Annotated in this window: 17 protein-coding genes; 7 read left to right on the plus strand and 10 right to left on the minus strand. The window is 61.6% G+C overall.

The genetic code is table 11. From position 1 onward, the window contains the following. Nucleotides 1–10 precede the first annotated feature (10 nt). From flgJ to VRB54_RS16660, 6 genes are all read right to left on the minus strand, one after another. Complete coding sequence (flgJ, locus tag VRB54_RS16635) at nucleotides 11–1,279, minus strand: flagellar assembly peptidoglycan hydrolase FlgJ (protein WP_209983493.1); 1,269 nt, start codon at nucleotides 1,277–1,279, stop codon at nucleotides 11–13. A gap of 4 nt (nucleotides 1,280–1,283) precedes the next feature. After that, entirely contained in the window at nucleotides 1,284–2,390 is a 1,107-nt protein-coding gene (locus tag VRB54_RS16640) for a flagellar basal body P-ring protein FlgI (RefSeq protein WP_003230933.1), read from the minus strand. A gap of 21 nt (nucleotides 2,391–2,411) precedes the next feature. Beyond that, the gene (gene flgH, locus VRB54_RS16645) at nucleotides 2,412–3,107 is read right to left on the minus strand and encodes a flagellar basal body L-ring protein FlgH (protein WP_057008190.1); all 696 of its coding nucleotides are present in this window, start codon (nucleotides 3,105–3,107) and stop codon (nucleotides 2,412–2,414) included. Nucleotides 3,108–3,160: 53 nt separating this feature from the next. Beyond that, complete coding sequence (gene flgG, locus VRB54_RS16650) at nucleotides 3,161–3,946, minus strand: flagellar basal-body rod protein FlgG (protein WP_003230929.1); 786 nt, start codon at nucleotides 3,944–3,946, stop codon at nucleotides 3,161–3,163. 57 nt (nucleotides 3,947–4,003) lie between these two features. Then, a complete protein-coding gene (locus tag VRB54_RS16655; protein ID WP_338478045.1) occupies nucleotides 4,004–4,744 on the minus strand; it encodes a flagellar basal body rod protein FlgF in 741 nt (246 codons plus the stop codon). Nucleotides 4,745–5,363: 619 nt separating this feature from the next. Further along, entirely contained in the window at nucleotides 5,364–6,923 is a 1,560-nt protein-coding gene (locus VRB54_RS16660) for a sigma-54-dependent transcriptional regulator (RefSeq protein WP_231421574.1), read from the minus strand. Between the two features lie 256 nt (nucleotides 6,924–7,179). Here VRB54_RS16660 and phhA point away from each other — a divergent pair, with 256 nt between their 5' ends. The 3 genes from phhA to VRB54_RS16675 all read left to right on the plus strand — a co-directional run bounded on the left by phhA (nucleotide 7,180) and on the right by VRB54_RS16675 (nucleotide 9,620). Continuing rightward, nucleotides 7,180–7,971, plus strand: a complete 792-nt coding sequence (gene phhA / locus VRB54_RS16665; protein ID WP_338478046.1) for a phenylalanine 4-monooxygenase — start codon at nucleotides 7,180–7,182, stop codon at nucleotides 7,969–7,971. 96 nt (nucleotides 7,972–8,067) lie between these two features. After that, entirely contained in the window at nucleotides 8,068–8,424 is a 357-nt protein-coding gene (locus tag VRB54_RS16670; protein ID WP_003238764.1) for a 4a-hydroxytetrahydrobiopterin dehydratase, read from the plus strand. Then, nucleotides 8,424–9,620: an amino acid aminotransferase gene (locus VRB54_RS16675; protein ID WP_422396113.1), complete on the plus strand. Its 1,197-nt coding sequence runs from the start codon at nucleotides 8,424–8,426 to the stop codon at nucleotides 9,618–9,620. Before VRB54_RS16670 ends, VRB54_RS16675 begins: the two co-directional genes overlap by 1 nt. On the opposite strand, the gene VRB54_RS16680 is transcribed toward VRB54_RS16675, so the two are convergent. After that, nucleotides 9,617–10,462 carry a UDP-2,3-diacylglucosamine diphosphatase gene (locus VRB54_RS16680; protein ID WP_338478049.1) on the minus strand — a complete coding sequence of 282 codons (846 nt, stop codon included), beginning with the start codon at nucleotides 10,460–10,462 and terminating at the stop codon, nucleotides 9,617–9,619. The genes VRB54_RS16675 and VRB54_RS16680 overlap by 4 nt on opposite strands. Nucleotides 10,463–10,683: 221 nt before the next feature. Here VRB54_RS16680 and VRB54_RS16685 point away from each other — a divergent pair, with 221 nt between their 5' ends. Then, nucleotides 10,684–11,568, plus strand: a complete 885-nt coding sequence (locus VRB54_RS16685) for a DMT family transporter (RefSeq protein WP_338478050.1) — start codon at nucleotides 10,684–10,686, stop codon at nucleotides 11,566–11,568. A gap of 3 nt (nucleotides 11,569–11,571) precedes the next feature. Here VRB54_RS16685 and VRB54_RS16690 read toward each other — a convergent pair whose 3' ends face one another. After that, complete coding sequence (locus VRB54_RS16690; protein WP_338478051.1) at nucleotides 11,572–11,859, minus strand: SelT/SelW/SelH family protein; 288 nt, start codon at nucleotides 11,857–11,859, stop codon at nucleotides 11,572–11,574. A gap of 84 nt (nucleotides 11,860–11,943) precedes the next feature. Here VRB54_RS16690 and VRB54_RS16695 point away from each other — a divergent pair, with 84 nt between their 5' ends. Further along, nucleotides 11,944–14,133, plus strand: coding sequence for a patatin-like phospholipase family protein (locus tag VRB54_RS16695; protein WP_057010358.1), 2,190 nt, complete (start codon nucleotides 11,944–11,946; stop codon nucleotides 14,131–14,133). A gap of 546 nt (nucleotides 14,134–14,679) precedes the next feature. On the opposite strand, the gene VRB54_RS16700 is transcribed toward VRB54_RS16695, so the two are convergent. Further along, nucleotides 14,680–15,114: a MarR family transcriptional regulator gene (locus VRB54_RS16700; protein ID WP_057010357.1), complete on the minus strand. Its 435-nt coding sequence runs from the start codon at nucleotides 15,112–15,114 to the stop codon at nucleotides 14,680–14,682. 121 nt (nucleotides 15,115–15,235) lie between these two features. Continuing rightward, a complete protein-coding gene (gene recQ, locus VRB54_RS16705; protein ID WP_338478052.1) occupies nucleotides 15,236–17,365 on the minus strand; it encodes a DNA helicase RecQ in 2,130 nt (709 codons plus the stop codon). Between the two features lie 277 nt (nucleotides 17,366–17,642). Between recQ and VRB54_RS16710 the strand changes: the two genes are divergently transcribed. Together VRB54_RS16710 and VRB54_RS16715 are read left to right on the plus strand one after the other, a co-directional pair. Beyond that, a complete protein-coding gene (locus tag VRB54_RS16710; protein WP_338478053.1) occupies nucleotides 17,643–18,230 on the plus strand; it encodes a YecA family protein in 588 nt (195 codons plus the stop codon). Between the two features lie 20 nt (nucleotides 18,231–18,250). Continuing rightward, nucleotides 18,251–18,634, plus strand: coding sequence for a YbaN family protein (locus tag VRB54_RS16715; protein ID WP_338478054.1), 384 nt, complete (start codon nucleotides 18,251–18,253; stop codon nucleotides 18,632–18,634). Nucleotides 18,635–18,720: the final 86 nt, after the last annotated feature.

The raw sequence follows: 18,720 nt of genomic DNA on the forward strand, positions 1-18,720 counted from the left end.
GGTTCAAACCTTATAAATGTGTGGTTGCGCCAGCGGCAGCGTAATTCTGGTAACTGCCCATCGTTTTTGCGATCTGCGAAATCTTGCTGGCGTAATCCGGGTCGGTTGCGTATCCGGCTTTTTGCAACTCGCGCACAAACTGCTCCGGGTTGTCGGCTGATTTCACAACATCTTTATAGCGATCATTGCTTTGCAGCAAAGTGACGAGGTCATGGAAGCTGTCCTGGTAGGACGTATAGGAACGGAACTGCGCCGTTTCCTTGACCATCGCCCCGTCACGAAACTCGCTGGTGATTGCACGGGCCTGTTCGCCCTGCCAGCTCTTGCCGGCCTTGATACCGAACAGGTTGTGGCTGCTGCTGCCATCCTGGGCGCGCATTACTGACTTGCCCCAGCCGGTTTCCAGAGCGGCCTGAGCCACCAGGTACTTCGGATCGATACCAATGCGCGCGGCGGCGGCCTTGGCCATCGGTAGCATGGTGGCGACAAATTCATCCTGGGAACTGAACGCTTTCTTCGCCGGCGCCAACGGTGGCTGGGCCACGGCGCGGGCGTACACCTGCATCTGCCCGCTCGGCGCGGCAAACGCTCGCGCGCTGCTGTTGACCACATTGTCGGCGGAGGCGCTGTTGCGCAGCGGCGCGCTTTTGGCGTCGATAGCCACCGGCGCGGTCGGCACGATGCCGGCGAGCAGACGGTCGGTCAGCTTGCTCGGCAAGGCGATGCGGCGCTGGTTCATCAGTGCCACGTCATTGCTGTGGGACGCCGCGCCGCCGGCCTGGGGCTCAGCCACACGGTACGCCCACAGCGGCCGCTGGCCATTGGAGCGGCCCAACGGGCCGGAAGCCTGGGTACCGGCCGCAATCTCGGTTGGCACATCGACTTTCTTCGCCGGCTCAGTCGCCCCAGGGCCTTGCAGGGTGGCCGCCTGGGCGTCCACCGGCTTGTTCTTCTGCATCTGGCGCATCAGCACGTCGGCCAGGCCGATGCCGCCACCCTCGCGGGACATCGACACCGCCAGTTGCTGGTCGTACATATCCTGGTATTGCTTGGCGGCATCGGTGTTCAGCGGGTTGTCTTCGCCCACGGCGTCGGTGGCCTTGCGCATCGACTTGAGCATTTCGCTGAGAAACAGCGACTCGAATTCCTGCGCCACTTTGCGCATGTTTCCGTCGCTGTTCTTGTCGCCGACCTTCAGCTGGTTAAGCCGGTTCAAGTCGGAGTAAGACCCCGAGTCCGCCGTGCTGCTGATGCCGCTCTTGCGCATATCCATGGCCATGGCCTCAGATCACGATCAGGTCGGCTTGCAAGGCGCCGGCCTGTTTCAGGGCTTCGAGGATCGCCATCAAGTCGCCTGGCGCCGCGCCCACCTGGTTCACCGCACGGACGATCTCGTCCAGGGTGGTGCCGGGGCCGAACTTGAACATCGGCTTGGCTTCCTGCTGGGCATTGACCCGCGAGCGTGGCACCACCGCCGTCTGGCCATTGGACAATGGCCCGGGCTGGCTGACGATCGGGTCTTCGGTGATGGTCACGGTCAGGCTGCCGTGGGTGACCGCCGCCGGCGAAACCTTGACGTTCTGGCCGATCACGATAGTGCCGGTACGCGAGTTGATGATGACCTTGGCCACCGCCTGGCCAGGATCGACCTCGAGGTTTTCCAGGATCGACAGATAATCGACACGCTGGCTTGGGTCCAGTGGCGCGGTGACGCGCACGGAGCCACCGTCGATGGCCTGGGCCACGCCTGGGCCGAGCATGTCGTTGATCTTGTCGACCACACGTTTGGCGGTGGTGAAGTCGGAGCGATTGAGGTTCAGGGTCAGGCTGTTGCCCTGGTTGAACCCGCTGGGCACGGTGCGTTCCACGGTGGCGCCGCCAGGGATGCGTCCGGCCGACGGAACGTTGACGGTAATCTTCGAACCGTCGCGGCCCTCGGCGTCAAAACCGCCCACTACCAGGTTGCCCTGGGCGATGGCGTAGACGTTGCCGTCGATACCCTTGAGTGGCGTCATCAGCAAGGTGCCGCCGCGCAGGCTCTTGGAGTTACCGATGGACGACACGGTGATATCCACCACCTGGCCCGGCTTGGAGAACGCCGGCAAATCGGCGCTGATCGACACCGCCGCGACGTTTTTCAGTTGCACGTTGCCCGAACCCGCCGGCACCTTGATGCCGAACTGCGAGAGCATGTTGTTGAAGGTCTGCAGGGTGAACGGGGTCTGGGTGGTCTGGTCACCCGTACCGCTGAGCCCCACCACCAGGCCGTAACCGATCAACTGGTTGGAGCGCACGCCGGAAATACTGGCGATGTCTTTCAGGCGCTCGGCCTGGGCGACAGCGCTCAGGCTCAGCAGGAGCGCCGCCGCCAGCAGTTGCTTGAGGTTCAAAGTTCTCACCTTAATGGGCACCTAGAAAGGAAACAGCGGGCTAAGGAAGAAACGGTCGAACCAGCCCGGCTGGCTCGCATCGGCAAACGCGCCGGTGCCGGAGTACGTGATGCGGGCATCGGCGATGCGGGTCGACGGCACGGTGTTGTCGGTGGAGATATCATCTGCACGCACCATGCCAGCAATGCGTACCAGCTCGTCGCCAGTGTTAAGGGTCATCCACTTTTCACCGCGTATCGCGATGATGCCGTTGGGCAATACATCGGCCACGGTCACAGTGATCGAACCGGTCAGGCTGTTGCCCTGCCCTGCCGCGCTCTTGCCATTGGTGGCACGGTCGCCGCTGTAACCGGCGCTCAAGCTCAGGTCGCCATCGCCCAACGGATTATTGACGTTGGGCACGGCACCGAACAGCGAGGTGAGGCCGATGCCGGCCTTGCTGGTCTTGCCCACCTGGGAGTTGGCGTTCTTGCTGGCCTGGGTGCGCTCGTTCAGGGTGATGGTAATGATGTCACCGACCCGGAACGCCTTGCGATCGCTGTACAGGTTCTGCTCGAAACCGGCCTGGTAAATCGAGCCATTGTTGGCGGCCGCCGGCAATGGCGTGCGCGGCAACACCGGCGCGTAGTACGGGTCATTGGGTTTCGGCGACGGCGCGACACACCCCGCCAGCACGCTGATCCCACTCAATGCCAAGACACAAACAAAGCGATTCATGACCCTAACCTCACGGTGTTGCAGACGCGCTCGCAAGCGCCCCATAGACTTGATTACAGATTCTGCGTGACGAACGAAAGCATCTTGTCGGCGGTGGAAATCACCTTGGAGTTCATCTCGTAGGCGCGTTGAGTGGTGATCATGTTGACCATCTCCTCAACCGTGCTGACGTTGGAAGTTTCCAGGGTGCTTTGCAGGGTGGTGCCGAAACCGTTGAGGCCTGGAGTGCCGATTTGCGGCGCGCCGCTGGAGGCGGTTTCCAGGAACAGGTTGCCGCCCATCGCCTGCAGGCCGGCCGGGTTGATGAAGTCGGCGGTCTGCAGGTTGCCGATCACTTGCGACGCCGGGTTGCCGGCGACGGTGATCGACACGGTGCCGTCGTTACCGACGGTGAAGGTCTGCGCATTCGCAGGCACCACAATCGCAGGTTCCAGGGCAAAACCATTGGCGGTGACGACCTGACCGTTGGCGTCCAGGTGGAATGTGCCGTCACGGGTGTAGGAAGTCGTGCCATCCGGTTGCAGGATCTGGAAGAACCCCTTGCCGTTAATCGCCATGTCCAGGGGTTGCCCGGTTTGCTGCAGGTTACCGGCGGTGAAGTTTTTCTGGGTGCCGACGATCTGCACACCGGTACCCAGTTGCAGGCCCGACGGCAGCTCACTGTCCTGGGTCGACTGCGCGCCCGGTTGTTTCTTGATCTGATAGAGCAAGTCCTGGAACTCGGCGCGATCACGCTTGAAGCCCGTGGTCGACACGTTCGCCAGGTTGTTGGAAATGGTGGTCAGGTTGGTGTCCTGGGCGGACAAACCGGTTTTGGCAACCCATAGAGCCGGAAGCATGCTGTTCTCCTTCGTGCGCCTGATCGTTGGCGCCGTGCTGCGAAATTAGTGGGTGACTTAGCTCATCTGCATGACGCGAGTCATGGCCTGATCGTCTTCCTTGGCGCTGTTCATCATCTTGATGTGCAGCTCGAACTGTTTGGAAAGCGCCAGCACTGCGGTCATTTCCTCCACCGCGTTGACGTTGCTCGCCTGCAGGAAACCCGAGTTCAGCGTGACCCGCGCATCGACCTGGGCCGGCTGGCCATCCTTGGTGTGGATGGTGCCGTCCAGCCCCTTGGTCATGTTCTTGAGGTCCGGCTGGACCAGCTTGATGCGGTCCACTTCAGCCATCACCCGCGGGCCTTCGCCCATGGCGCGGATGCTGATGGTGCCGTCGGTGCCCACTTCGATTTTCTGCTGGGGCGGCACGGCAATCGGGCCGCCGTTGCCCATGATCGGCATGCCGTTGGCGGCGCGCAGCACGCCCAGCGCGTCCACATTCATGCTGGCGCTGCGCACGTAGGCTTCGCCGCCATCCGGGGTTTGCACGGCCATCCAGCCGTCGCCGCTGACGGCCACATCGAGGTCACGACCGGTTTCGATCATGGCACCCGGCGAGAAGTCAGTGCCTGGCCGCTCGGTCAGGGCAAACGCCCGCGCCGGAAAGCTGTCACCGAACACCGGCATCGAACGCGCCTGCTCCAGGTCGCGCTGGAAGCCGTTGGTGGAAATGTTCGCCAGATTGTTGGCATGGGCCTTCTGCGCCAGAGCATTCTGGCTGGCGCCGGTCATTGCCACGTAAAGGTATTTGTCCACGCTCTATCCTCTTTCTGACGGACGCTTGCCGCCCACCGCTGTACTGATGAGGCTTAAGCAATTTGCGGTCCAACTTTTCGGAATGCACGCAAGTACAGGTGGGCCGGGGGTTTGGGGGGAGCTGAGGTGGGCGGATGGGTGGGGGATAGTCGAAAAAACGGCGGACTACTGCCGCGGGCGGCAAGTATCGGTCTTGAAACTGACGCGGGTTGGTTTTTTTGGGGGCTACCTGGGTTTTTGTGTGCATATCCGTTATTTGGGTAACGGGGGCGCCCAAGATCAAAAGCCAGAGCAAGGCAGATCTAAAGCAGTCTGATACCTTCAGAAATGGAGATCCAAATGTGGGAGGGGGCTTGCTCCCGATGGCTGAGTGTCAGTCAGGTTATGGGTAGCTGACCCCCTGCTATCGGGAGCAAGCCCCCTCCCACATTTTGAACAGCGCCAGGCAGGAGAAACCCGGTCGGTTCTAAGGCCGCCGCGCTTTTGCTTTTAATCTGGAAGCGCCCCGTCAAACATGTGTCCGGACTATACAGTTCCTCCCAGAAGTGAGCCGCTGTAAGAGCGGAGCCGATATCAGCCGTTATCTGAATAACGGATATGTACCCACCCCCAGACGCACTCAAGCCCCCTTCACCACCCCATAATCGCGCAACTTATTAGCAATAGTCGTATGCGAAACTCCCAACCGCTTCCCCAACTGCCGGCTACTGGAATGCTCCACATACAACGCCTCCAACACCGCCTTCTCAAACCGCCCGACAATCGCCTCCAATCCCCCTTCCAGCGAAAAATCCCCCAGCGGCTGACGCACCCCATAATCCGGCAGTCGAATATGCTCCACCTTGACCACCCCGCCCTCACACAACGAAACCGCCTGAAACAACACATTCTCCAACTGCCGCACATTCCCCGGCCAATGGTAATGAGCAAGCCGGTCCATGGCCGCCGGTGCCAGTGTTGGCAGCGGGCAGCCGATCTGCCGGCTGGCCTGGTCGAGAAAGTGCTCCACCAACGGCGCCAAGCCATCCAGGCACTCGCGCAACGGCGGGATATGCAACGACAACACATTCAGCCGGTGATACAAATCCTGACGAAACTCCCCCCGCGCGCAGAGTTCGGACAAATCCACCTGGGTCGCACAAATCACCCGCACATCCAGGTACACCTCTTCATCGCTGCCCACTCGACGAAAGCAACCGTCCTGCAGAAACCGCAGCAATTTCACCTGCAACCGGGCGCTCATTTCCCCTACGCCATCAAGAAACAGGGTTCCGCCCGCCGTCAGTTCCAGCAGCCCGAGCTTGCCCTCGGCGCGGGCCCCTTCGAATGCGCCGGGGCCGTAACCGAACAGTTCGGTCTCGGCCATCGACTCCGGCAACCCCGCGCAGTTGAGCGCCATCAACGGTGATTGCCCACGCGGGCTGGCCAGGTGACAGGCGCGGGCCAGCAATTCCTTGCCGGTGCCGGTTTCACCTTCTATTAATAGCGGCGCATCCAACGGCGCCATCCGCCGCGCCTCGCGAACCACGGCGGCCATGACCCGCGAGCTCTGGAAAATGCTGTCGAAGCCGCGCAACTCCTGCTTGCGCACGTTGTAGATGCGCTCGCCGACGCGGTCGGCACGGTGCAGGGTCAGTACGGCGCCAGCCATGGCTTCGCTGTCATCGTGCTCGGACGATTGCAACGGCGCGATATCGGCCAGGAACACGTCGCCCTTGACCTTGACCCGCAAGCCGTTGATACGCGACTTGCTGGCGCGCACCAGTTCCGGCAAGTCGAAATCCTCGGCGTAGCGCGACAGCGGAATTCCCGGCACCTCGTCCACCCGCACCCCGAGCAACTGCGCGGCCGAGCGGTTGGCGGCAACGATGGAGCCGCCCATATCGATCGACAGCACCGGAAACTCCAGGGCGCCCAGCAAGGCGTTGAGTTCCATGTGCCGGCGCTCGCTGGGCATCAGCCCTACCCGTTTTACGCCGAACACCCCGCCAATTGCCTCGAACTTCGGGCGCAAGGCCTGGAACTGCATGTTCACCAGGTTTGGGCAGTACAGGTAAATGGCGTTGCCATGCTCACCGCCGACCTCGCCTTTGGCGACGTTGACGCCGTACTCCACCAGCAGGTTGAGAATATCCCGCAGGATGCCGATGCGGTTCTGGCAATGCACTTTGATACGCATGAAGAGACCCGAAGAGTGGGAAGACGCCGCGTGTTTTTGTCGCTGAGCGCAGATTATCGTCAAGATTATGTTACAGCCAGTGTCCTTTTCCCAGCCCAATGCCGTGACGAGCGCAGATTCGTAACGAATTCTTTACGAACGGTAGTGGCTTTTCCTGCAACTGACTCTGGAAACCGGATGGAATCCTGCCCGGCAGGGCGTATCAATACCGGTATCGCAGGACATAACAATAACGAACGCCTAGCAGGAGAGCCGTATGAAGCAGACGCAATACGTGGCCCGCGAGCCCGATGCGCAAGGTTTTATCCATTACTCGCCGGAAGAACACGCGGTGTGGAACACCCTGATCACGCGCCAACTGAAGGTGATCGAGGGTCGCGCCTGCCAGGAATACCTGGACGGTATCGACAAGCTGGCCCTGCCACTGGACCGCATCCCGCAACTGGACGAAATCAATCAAGTGCTGGCCGACACCACCGGCTGGCAAGTGGCTCGCGTTCCGGCGCTGATCCCCTTCCAGACCTTTTTCGAGCTGCTCGCCAGCAAGCAGTTTCCGGTGGCGACGTTTATTCGCACCCGCGAGGAACTGGACTATCTGCAAGAGCCGGATATCTTTCACGAGATCTTCGGCCACTGCCCGCTGCTGACCAACCCCTGGTTCGCTGAATTCACCCACACCTACGGCAAGCTCGGCCTGGCGGCCACCAAGGAGCAACGGGTGTACCTGGCGCGGCTGTACTGGATGACCATCGAGTTCGGCCTGGTGGACACCCCCGGCGGCCTGCGCATCTACGGTGGCGGCATTCTGTCGTCGCCCAGGGAGACGGTGTACAGCTTGTCTGCGCAGCCCGAACATCAAGCCTTCGACCCACTGGAAGCCATGCGCACGCCGTACCGCATCGACATCCTGCAACCGCTGTATTTCGTCCTGCCCGAGCTCAAGCGCCTGTTCGACGTGGCGCAGGAAGACATCATGGGCATGGTCGAGCGCGGCATGCAGCTGGGTCTTCACGCGCCCAAGTTTCCCCCCAAGCCCAAGGCTGCGTGAACCGTGTATTTTGACGCCAGGTGAGTCTGTTCCCTGGCCGCGCGTTGCTTTAGGGTGACGCCACTGACCTTCACCTTTCGAATTCAGGACATCTCCATGACCACGTTGAACCAAGCCCACTGTGAAGCCTGCCGCGCCGACGCCCCGCAAGTCAGCGATGAAGAGTTGCCGGTACTGCTCAAGCAGATCCCTGACTGGAACATCGAAGTGCGCGACGGCGTGATGCAGCTGGAAAAGGTATTCCTGTTCAAGAACTTCAAGTTCGCCCTGGCTTTCACCAACGCTGTGGGTGAGATCGCCGAAGCCGAGGGCCATCACCCTGGCCTGCTCACTGAATGGGGCAAGGTCACCGTGACCTGGTGGAGCCACTCGATCAAGGGCCTGCACCGCAACGACTTCATCATGGCCGCGCGCACCGACGAAGTGGCCACCGGCGCCGAGGGCCGCAAGTGATGCATTTCGATGCCATTGGCCGCGTGCCCGGCGACCCGATCCTGGGCCTGATGGAGCTGTACGCCCAGGACGCCAGCCCGCACAAGTTCGACCTCGGCGTGGGCGTGTACAAGGACGATCAGGGCCTGACGCCGATCCCCTATGCGGTGAAACTCGCCGAGCAGCGCCTGGTGGACACGCAGACCACCAAGACCTACATCGGCGGCCACGGCAATGCGGCCTTCGGCACCCTGCTCTGCGAACTGGTACTGGGCGCCGATTCAACGGTGCTCGGTGAACGCCGCGCCAGCGCCACCCAAACCCCGGGCGGCACCGGTGCCCTGCGCCTGAGCGCCGACTTTATCGCCCAGAGTTTGCCCGGCCGTGGTGTCTGGCTGAGCGACCCGACCTGGCCGATCCACGAAAGTATCTTCGCCAGGGCCGGGCTCAAGGTCAGCCATTACCCCTACGTGGGGGCTGACAATCGCCTGGACGTGGCGGCAATGCTGGCGACGCTGACCACGGTGCCGGAGGGCGACGTGGTGCTGCTGCACGCCTGCTGCCACAACCCGACCGGCTTCGATCTGTCCCGGGATGACTGGCGCCAGGTGCTGCAGATTGTGCGCGAGCGCCAGTTATTGCCGCTGATCGACTTCGCTTATCAGGGCTTTGGCGACGGTCTGGAACAGGACGCCTGGGCCGTGCGCTTGTTTGCCGCCGAGTTGCCCGAAGTGCTGGTGACCAGCTCGTGCTCGAAGAACTTCGGCCTCTACAGCGACCGCGTGGGCGCGCTGATCGTGTGTGCGGCCGATGCCGAGAAGCTGACGGATGTGCGCAGCCAATTGGCCAATACCGCGCGCAACCTGTGGTCGACACCGCCGGATCATGGCGCGGCGGTGGTCGCCACCATCCTCGGCGACATTGAACTGCGCGCCCTGTGGAGCGGCGAGGTCGAAGCCATGCGCGCGCGCATCGCCCAATTGCGTGCCGGGCTGGTGGACGCCCTGGCCCCCCATGGGTTGGCTGAGCGGTTTGCACATATCGGGACGCAGCGCGGAATGTTTTCCTACACCGGCCTGAGTGCCGAGCAGGTCCAACAACTGCGTGAGAAGCACAGCGTGTACATGGTGAGTTCGGGACGAGCCAACGTCGCAGGCATAGATGCAACGCGCCTGAACAGGCTGGCCCAGGCCATCGCCGACGTGTCACCCAACTAAAGGAGGGAGGGGCTTGCGCCCTCCCACACCTTCAGCCTGCGACCATTTCGGCCTTGAGGCTGCGCTTCTTTCGCCTGCGCATCCGCCAGGCGATACAACTCGATCTGCCCATCCCAGTGCTCGATCAGCGCGGTGCAGGATTCAACCCAATCCCCGCAGTTGAGGTAGTCCACCTCGCCCACCTTGCGAATCTCTGCATGGTGAATATGCCCGCACACCACTCCATGCAGCTCGCGCTTGGTCACTTCGTGGGCGATGGCTTCTTCGAAATCGCTGATAAAACTCACTGCGGTCTTCACCTTGTGCTTCAAATACGCCGACAGCGACCAGTAGCCATAGCCATAGCGCGCCCGCCAATGGTTGAGCCAGCGGTTCAAGGTGAGGGTAAATTCGTAGGCCGAGTCGCCAAGAAACGCCAGCCAGCGGTGATAGCGGGTGATCACGTCAAACTGGTCGCCGTGAATCACCAGCAGGTGACGACCATCGGCGGTGACGTGCACCGCTTCGTCCACCAGCTGGATATTGCCCAGGATCAGCTTGGAATATCGGCGCAAAAATTCGTCATGGTTACCGGTGACATAAATCACCTCGGTACCACGTTTGGCCATGGTCAGCAGACGGCGTATCACGTTGGTGTGAGCCTGAGGCCAATACATGCCGCCGCGCATTTTCCAGCCATCGATGATGTCGCCCACCAGGTACACCTTGTCGGCGTGGTAGCCCTTGAGAAATTGCGACAGGTGTTCAGCCTGGCAATCCCGGGTGCCCAGGTGCACGTCGGAAATCCACAGGGTACGCACCCTTTGCTTGCGGCTGGGCTTGATGGACTCTGCACTGGTCATGGGCTTGCCTCGGCGGTGTTTTCGCGAGCTTGCGCCCTGGCGATTAATAGCCCATGACAACGGTGCGTCAGTCTGATGACAGCGACCTGGCTGCGATCATCCCGACGCAGCGTGCGTTGCAGGAATAGTCATGCGATAAAAATCGCGAGGCGGACGACAGACGCCGACCTGCGCAACCCTCTAGACTGCGCCTCTGTCACCTCGTTGGTTCAAGGATCGCAATGACTCCCCGCTCAGCCCTCGGCGCCCTGCATATCGGCGCACTGATGTTTGGCCTCACCGGCGTATTCGGCAAACTGGCGGCCGCCTCACCTGCCATTATCGTGTTTGGTCGCGCCGCGTTTGCCGTGCTGGCACTGGCGGTATTTGCCCGGTTCGCCAGCAATGCTCCCTGGAAGCCACTGCAGATGCGCGACTGGCGCCGACTGGTGATCAGCGGCGTACTGCTGGCGGCGCACTGGGTGACGTTCTTTATTGCGGTCAAAGTGGCCGGTGTGGCGGTTGCCACGCTGGGGTTCACTGCGTTCCCGGCGTTTACCGTGATCCTTGAAGGGCTGATTTTTCGCGAACGCATTCGCGCCAACGAAGTGCTGCTGGTGGCGCTGGTCACGGTCGGCCTGGTGCTGGTGACGCCGGACTTCAATCTTGCCAGCGAAGCTACCGGCGGCCTGTTGTGGGGGATTGTCTCGGGGTTGCTGTTCTCGTTGCTGTCGCTGAACAACCGCGCCGGCTCCGGGCGAATTCCGGCGGTGCAGGCGGCGTTGTGCCAGAACGTGGTGGTCGCGATGTGCCTGTTGCCCGTGGCGGCACCGGGGCTGGCGCAGGTGCGTGCGATTGACTGGCTGTGGATCGGCCTGCTCGGGGTGTTCTGCACGGGCCTGGCCCATAGCCTGTTTGTTGCCAGCCTGGCAGTGATCAAGGCACGCACCGCGTCGGTGGTGTTCGCCATGGAGCCGGTCTATGGCATTACCGTGGCCTGGCTGCTGTTCGCTGAAACGCCAACCCTGCGCATGCTGCTGGGCGGCGCGCTGATCATCGTCGCCATTGTGCTGTCCGGCCTGATGGGCAGCGCCGCTCAGGCCAAGCAGCCGGCTGGGGCGAACTGACCCTTACGCGGTACGGTCGTTGTGGCCCAGATCACGCTGCGGGTCGATCTGGTCGCGCACCCGTTGCTTGAGCACCTTGGCCTCGGGGAAGCCGCCGTCGGCCTTGCGCTCCCACAGTTGCACGCCGTCGCAGGTAATCCGAAATGCCCCGCCGGTCGCAGGCTCCAGCGCGACCCGGGCCAGATCCTCGGCAAAGGTGCTTAACAGCTCCTGCGCCAGCCACGCCGCGCGAAGCAGCCATTGGCACTGGGTGCAGTAGGTGATGACGATTTCGGGTTTGTTCGCGGACATAATTTGACAGGCTCCTGGCGTAACGGCCTCAGCGGATCGAGTGGCTATAATACCGGCCATTATCGCCCAGCCTTGAGATTCATGATGCGCCGCCTGTTGTCCTGCCTGTTCCTGTGCCTGTTTCCCCTTCTTGCCGATGCCGTTGAACCGCCACGCCCGAAAATCGGCCTGGTGCTGTCCGGCGGCGCCGCGCGTGGCCTGGCCCACATCGGCGTGCTCAAGGCGCTTGAGGAGCAAGGCATCCACATCGATGCCATCGCCGGCACCAGCATGGGCGCGGTGATCGGCGGGCTGTACGCATCGGGCTACAAGATCGACGAACTGGAAAAACTCGCGCTGGGCATCGACTGGCAGCAAGCCCTGTCCGATGCGCCACCGCGCGAAGACGTACCGTTTCGCCGCAAGCAGGATGACCGGGATTTCCTGGTCAAGCAGAAACTCAGCTTCCGCGACGACGGCAGCCTCGGCCTGCCGCTGGGCGTGATCCAGGGCCAGAACCTCGCACTGCTGCTGGAGAGCATGTTCGCCCACAGCAGCAACACGCGTAATTTCGACAAACTGCCTATCCCGTTTCGGGCGGTGGCCACCGACATCACCACGGGCGAAAAAGTGGTGTTCAGCAAAGGCCATCTGCCCCAGGTGATTCGCGCCAGCATGTCGATCCCTGCCGTGTTCGCCCCGGTGGAACTGGACGGCCGATTGCTGGTGGACGGTGGCATGACCGATAACATTCCCGTGGATGTGGCGCGTGAGATGGGCGTCGACATTGCCATCGTGGTCGACATCGGCACCCCGCTACGCTCGCGCAAGCAACTGGCTACGGTGGTAGATGTACTCAACCAGTCCATCACCCTGATGACCCGGCGCAACTCCGAAGAACAACTCAAGGCCCTGCACCCCAAGGACGTGCTGATCCAGCCGCCGCTGAGCGCCTACGGCGTCACCGATTTCGGCCGCGCCAGGGACATGATCGACGCCGGCTACCGCGCCACCCGCGCCCTCGACCAGCGCCTGGCCCACCTGCGTCCCGCCGAACAGATCGATGCCGAACTGGTGGCCGCGCGAGCCCCTGGCGAGCGCACACCAGTGATTACCGCCATCAACGTGGAGAACGACTCGAAAGTCAGCGACGACGTGATCCGCTACTACATCCGCCAACCCCTGGGCGAGCCCCTCAACCTGGGCCGCCTGCAATCGGACATGGGCACCCTGTATGGCCTGGATTACTTCGAACAGGTGCAATACCGCGTGGTGAAAAAAGGCCGGGACAACACCCTGGTGATCAGTGCGCGGGGCAAGCGTAGCGGCACCGACTACCTGCGGCTGGGGCTGAACCTGTCGGACGACATGCGCGGCGACAGTGCCTTCAACCTGGGCGCCAGTTACCGCGTCAACGGCATCAACCGCCTCGGTGCCGAATGGCTGACGCGTGTGCAGATCGGTGATCGGCAGGAGTTGTACAGCGAGTTCTACCAACCGATGGACGCCGGCTCGCGTTACTTCGTTGCGCCCTATCTAACCGCCAGGGCGCAAAACGTCGAACTGGTGCTGGACAACGACCCGATTGCCGAATACCGCGTGGAGCGCTATGGGTTTGGCCTGAATGTCGGACGGCAGATCGGCAACAGCGGCGAGATTCGCTTCGGCGTCGGAGAGGCCTGGGGCAAGGCGGACGTGCGCATCGGCGAACGCGACCTGCCGAGCGCGAGCTTCAGCGAAGGCTTCTACGAACTCAAATACTCCTTCGATTCTCTGGACAATGTGTACTTCCCCCACACGGGCGAAGATATCGGCCTGGCTTTCCGCGAATTTGAACCGGGACTGGGCTCCGACCAGCGCTACCGGCAATGGGAGTTCAAGCTGGACAAGGCCATGAGCCATGGCCCGGACACGCTGGTGCTGGGGGGCCGTTACGGGCGCACGCTGGACAACTCGGAGGTGGTGGTTTCCAGCTTTCTGCTGGGCGGCGCGCGGCAGTTGTCGGGGTTTCGTCAGGATGCGATTTCGGGGCAGAACATTAGCCTGATGCGGGCGGTTTACTATCGCCGACTGACGCCGCGCTCGTACCTGCCACTGGATTTCCCGCTGTACCTGGGGGCTTCTCTGGAGCGGGGTCGAGCGTGGAACAATGATAATGAGTTCGACAGCGGGTATATCAATGCTGCGAGTGTGTTTTTGGGGTTTGATACGCCCCTGGGGCCGTTGAATTTCAGTTATGGGTTTAATGATGAGCGGCAGAAGGCGGTTTATTTGAATTTGGGGCAGACGTTTTAGGAGGGGTGTTTTTGGGTGGGGTATATCCGTTACTTAGGTAATGGTTACGCCCTTACGGCGGGTCACTTTTGGAAAGAGCCGGAATGCCGGCCCAGCCAAAAGGCTCTTGCCCCACCACTCGGTACTTCGCCTGCGTTCGGCCAGCGTGTTTGACGGGGCGCCCAAGATCAAAAGCAGGATCAAAAGCCAAGCCAAGCAGATCAAAAGCAGTGTGATATCCATCAAACAAATGGAGATCAAAATGTGGGAGGGGCTTGCTCCCGATAGCAATGGGTCAGCTACCAATAAGCAGACTGACACTCAGCCATCGGGAGCAAGCCCCCTCCCACATTTTGTACAGTGTTCAGCAGAGAATTCCGGTCGGCTCTAAGGCCGCCGCGCTCTTGCTCTTGATCTGAGGCGCCCCGTCAAACACGCTGGCCGAACGCAGGCGAGATGCCGAGTGTTGGGCGAAGCGTTTTGGGTTAGTTTTTGTGCTCTTCAAAAAGTGACACGCTGTAAGAGCGGAACCGCCAGTAGCCATTACCCAAATAACGGATCACTTAATCAAGACTTCTCCAAATTTTGCAAAATATGCCCATGCACCCGCATGCACACCTTCAAATCCGCCTCGTCCACCCCCACAAACAACTCATGGCGCAAGGCAGTGGCAATCGTCTCAATCTGATCAATCAACGGCCGAGCCGTGTCACACAACAAAATCCGCTTGGCCCGGCGATCCTCCACCACGGCCTGGCGCTGCACCAACCCCTGCCCTTCGAGGCTATCAAGCAACCGCGCAAGGGTAGGCCCTTCCACACCAACGCTCTGCGCCAGCTCCCGCTGAGTCGGGGCATCTTCGAAGCGCGCCAGGTGCAGCAGCACCAGCCAGCGCGCCTGGGACAAGCCCAGCCCCGCGAGGCGTCGGTCCAGCTCGGCGCGCCAACCTCGGGACATTTGCGCCAGTTGCATGCCAAATCGGTGTTGATCGGTTAACGGCATAAAAAACTCGTGTTTTAGACTGAAAATAAAGTTTGGCTAATTATTAGTCAGCTAAGCATGAGCCATGCCCATAGGCAATAGTGGCTATGTACTGATTCGTTACATTGTCGAAATTGGCCCATTAAATCTCGAATTCAGACTGCAACGCCGCACGTACACAGTACAGGACGCCTTCCGGCACACGTCCGGTGAACAGCGGTGCGATCTGCGCAACGGGTGGCAGTTCGCCCTCTCCGTCAAGGAAGGCATCCTGAATTTCGCCGAGCAGATCCTCCGGTAAATCAAGGGCCTGCTCAAGTGACAATTGCTGCTTGCCGATGGATTCGGCGAGCAGGGTGTAGACGTTTTTTTCCGAACATTGCAGTTGGCCGGCGATCTGGATCGGCGTCATGCCGGCCCGCGCCAGGCTGATCAATTCGTGGCGGATATCGGCGACTTCCTTTGGCGCTTCGACCTGCCCGCCCAGCACTTCGAGGAAGGCCTGGCCGTAGCGTTCCAGCTTGCGCGCGCCCACACCGCTGACTCTGGCCATCTCCGCCATGGTGGTGGGCTGCTCGCGCAGCATCTCCAGCAAGGTGGAGTCGGGGAAGATGACGTAAGGCGGCACGCTGTGTTCCTGCGCCAGTTTGCGGCGCAGGGTGCGCAAGGCTTCCCACTGTTCGCGTTCTTCGCCACGCACCAACTGACTGGCCTGGCTGGTGCTGCTGCTCTTGGCGGTGGTCTGCGGCTTGAGGTCGCGGCGCAGCTCCAGGGTTACCTCGCCCTTGAGCAGCGGCCGGCAACTGTCGTTAAGGCGCAGGCCGCCGTAGCCTTCGATGTCGATGTCCACCAGGTTGCGCGCGACCATCTGCCGGAACAACGAACGCCATTCGCCCTCGGCGCGGGCCTTGCCGACGCCATAGACCGAGAGCTTTTCGTGGCCGAAGCTGCGCACTTTCTCGTTGTCCTTGCCCAGCAATACATCCACCAAATGGCCCACGCCGTAGCGCTGGCCGGTACGGTAGATGGTCGACAACGCCTGACGCGCCGGCTCGGTGGCGTCCCAGGTCTGCACGCCATCGGTGCAGTTGTCGCAATGGCCACAGGGCTCGGGCATGTCTTCGTCAAAGTAGGCGAGCAAGGTCTGGCGGCGGCAACGGGTTTCTTCGCACAGCGACAGCATGGCGTCGAGCTTGTGCTGCTCCAGGCGCTTGTGACGCTCGTCGCCTTCGGAGTTCTGCAACATCTGCTTGAGCATCACCACGTCCTGCAGGCCGTAGACCATCCAGGCATCCGCCGGCAGGCCATCGCGGCCGGCGCGGCCGGTTTCCTGGTAGTAAGCCTCGAGGGATTTGGGCAGGTCCATGTGGGCGACGAAGCGCACGTTGGATTTGTCGATGCCCATGCCGAACGCAATGGTTGCCACCATGATCAGGCCTTCCTCGTTGAGGAAGCGCCTCTGGTGGGCCGAGCGCGTCTCATTGGGCAGGCCCGCGTGGTACGGCAGCGCCGGGTAGCCCTGCTCGCAGAGGAACGCCGCCACTTCGTCGACCTTTTTACGCGACAGGCAGTAGACAATGCCGGCATCGCTGCGCCGCTCGGACAGGAACGCCAGCAACTGCTTGCGCGGCTGCTCCTTGGGGACGATGCGGTAGAAGATATTCGGCCGGTCAAAACTCGACAGGAAACGCTCGGCGTTCTGCAGATGCAGGCGCTCGACGATTTCCTCGCGGGTACGCTTGTCGGCGGTGGCGGTCAGGGCGATACGCGGCACGTCGGGGAACAGCTCGGCCAACTGGCCCAACTGCAAATATTCGCGACGAAAATCATGCCCCCACTGCGACACGCAGTGGGCTTCGTCGATGGCGAACAGCGCGATTTCGAGGCTCTGCAGAAACGCCAGCATGCGCGGCTGCACCAGGCGCTCGGGGGCCAGATAAAGCATTTTCACTTCGCCGCGCTTGATGCGTGTGGCCAGGTCGCGCTGCTGCTCGGCGCTGAGGGTGGAGTTCAGCGAAGCCGCAGCGACGCCGAGTTCTTCCAGGGTGGCCACTTGGTCGTCCATCAATGCGATCAACGGCGAAACCACCACCGCCAGGCCATTGCGCAGCAAGGCCGGCACCTGGAAGCACAAGGATTTGCCACCACCGGTGGGCATCAACACCAGGGCATCACCACCGTTGGCCACGCGCTCAATGATCGCACCCTGGCGGCCACGAAAACTGTCGTAGCCGAAGATGTCCTTGAGGACGCGTTGAGCCTGCTCGAGCATGTAAAACTCCAAAATGGTGCCGAAATCCCTCTGTACAGGCTGGCCGAAAAACTGCGCGGGCACGGAAAATAATCCGTAAGCGAAGTTTTCCCGGAGCGCCGCCCGGCCTGCATGGGGCATCACAAAACGCGGCAGTATACCCGAGCGTCATCCGGCAAAGGGCGCGACTGACGAATAGACCTCTCTCGCTAAAACCTGGCAAATCTGCAGTGCGGCTGGCCTGGGCGCTCAAGAAAGCCTAGAATTCAGCATCGTTTATTCCCAAGGTAGTCCTTCAATGTCCTTCGCTGAGCAACTAACCCGCCTGCAAGCCTTCCTCGACGCCGATGAGCTGCATGACGAGGCGCTGGACTACGTGGCCGCCCACGGCTACCTGACCGCCCTGTCGATTTGCGCCGACGTTGTCCCCGATCGTGAATGGATCGACGCGCTGTTTGCTGAAGAGCCTCACTACACCGACGATGCCCACCGCGAGGAAATCGAATCCACCCTGGTGGCCCTCAAGGCACACATCGGTCGCCAACTGGCCTCCGACGAGGAATTCGAGCTGCCGTGCGAGCTGGACCTGGGCGAAGATCCGGATGATTCCGACCTGCGCGGCTGGTGCATCGGTTTCATGGAAGGCGTGTTCCTGCGTGAAGCCACCTGGTTCGAATCGGCCGAAGAAGAAGTCAGCGAGATGCTGCTGCCTATCATGGTTGGTTCGGGCCTGTTTGAAGAAGAAGCTGAATTCTCCGACATAGCCGCCGACGCCAATCTGATGGACGACATGATCGTACAGATCCCGGAAGCCCTCACCGCGCTGTACCTGCTGTGCAACGCGCCCGACGAAAAACCGGCGATTCTCAAGCCTCGCCACCACTGAGTGGTTTGCCCGTGACACCCATGGGCAATCGCTCGCTGCTCCTGCGCTATACGCTGCTGGCCATCGGCTGGCTCAGCGTGGCGCTGGGGGTGATCGGCATCTTCCTGCCGGTGCTGCCCACCACGCCCTTCCTCCTTCTCGCCGCCGCCTGCTTCGCACGCAGCTCTCCGCGCTTCTACCACTGGCTGGTGGAACACCCGCAACTGGGCCCGTGGATTCGGGGCTATCTGGACGGCAATGGCATCCCGCTCAAGGGCAAGGTCTATGCCATCGGCCTGATGTGGCTGAGTATCGGCGTGTCCTGCTATCTGGTGCCTTCGCCCTGGGCACGCGGGTTCATGCTGACCAGCGCCATGCTGGTGACGGGTTACATCCTGCGTCAGAAAACCCTGCCAACGAGGTGATCGAGGAGGCGACCTTGGTCGACACTGACTAACCCTCTGCATCATGCGAGACTGTCCCGCCGGGCCGGGTCTGCCTGGGTGTTCCT

Origin of the sequence: Pseudomonas trivialis (assembly GCF_036864995.1) — a bacterium.
Taxonomy (GTDB): Bacteria; Pseudomonadota; Gammaproteobacteria; order Pseudomonadales; family Pseudomonadaceae; genus Aquipseudomonas; species Aquipseudomonas trivialis.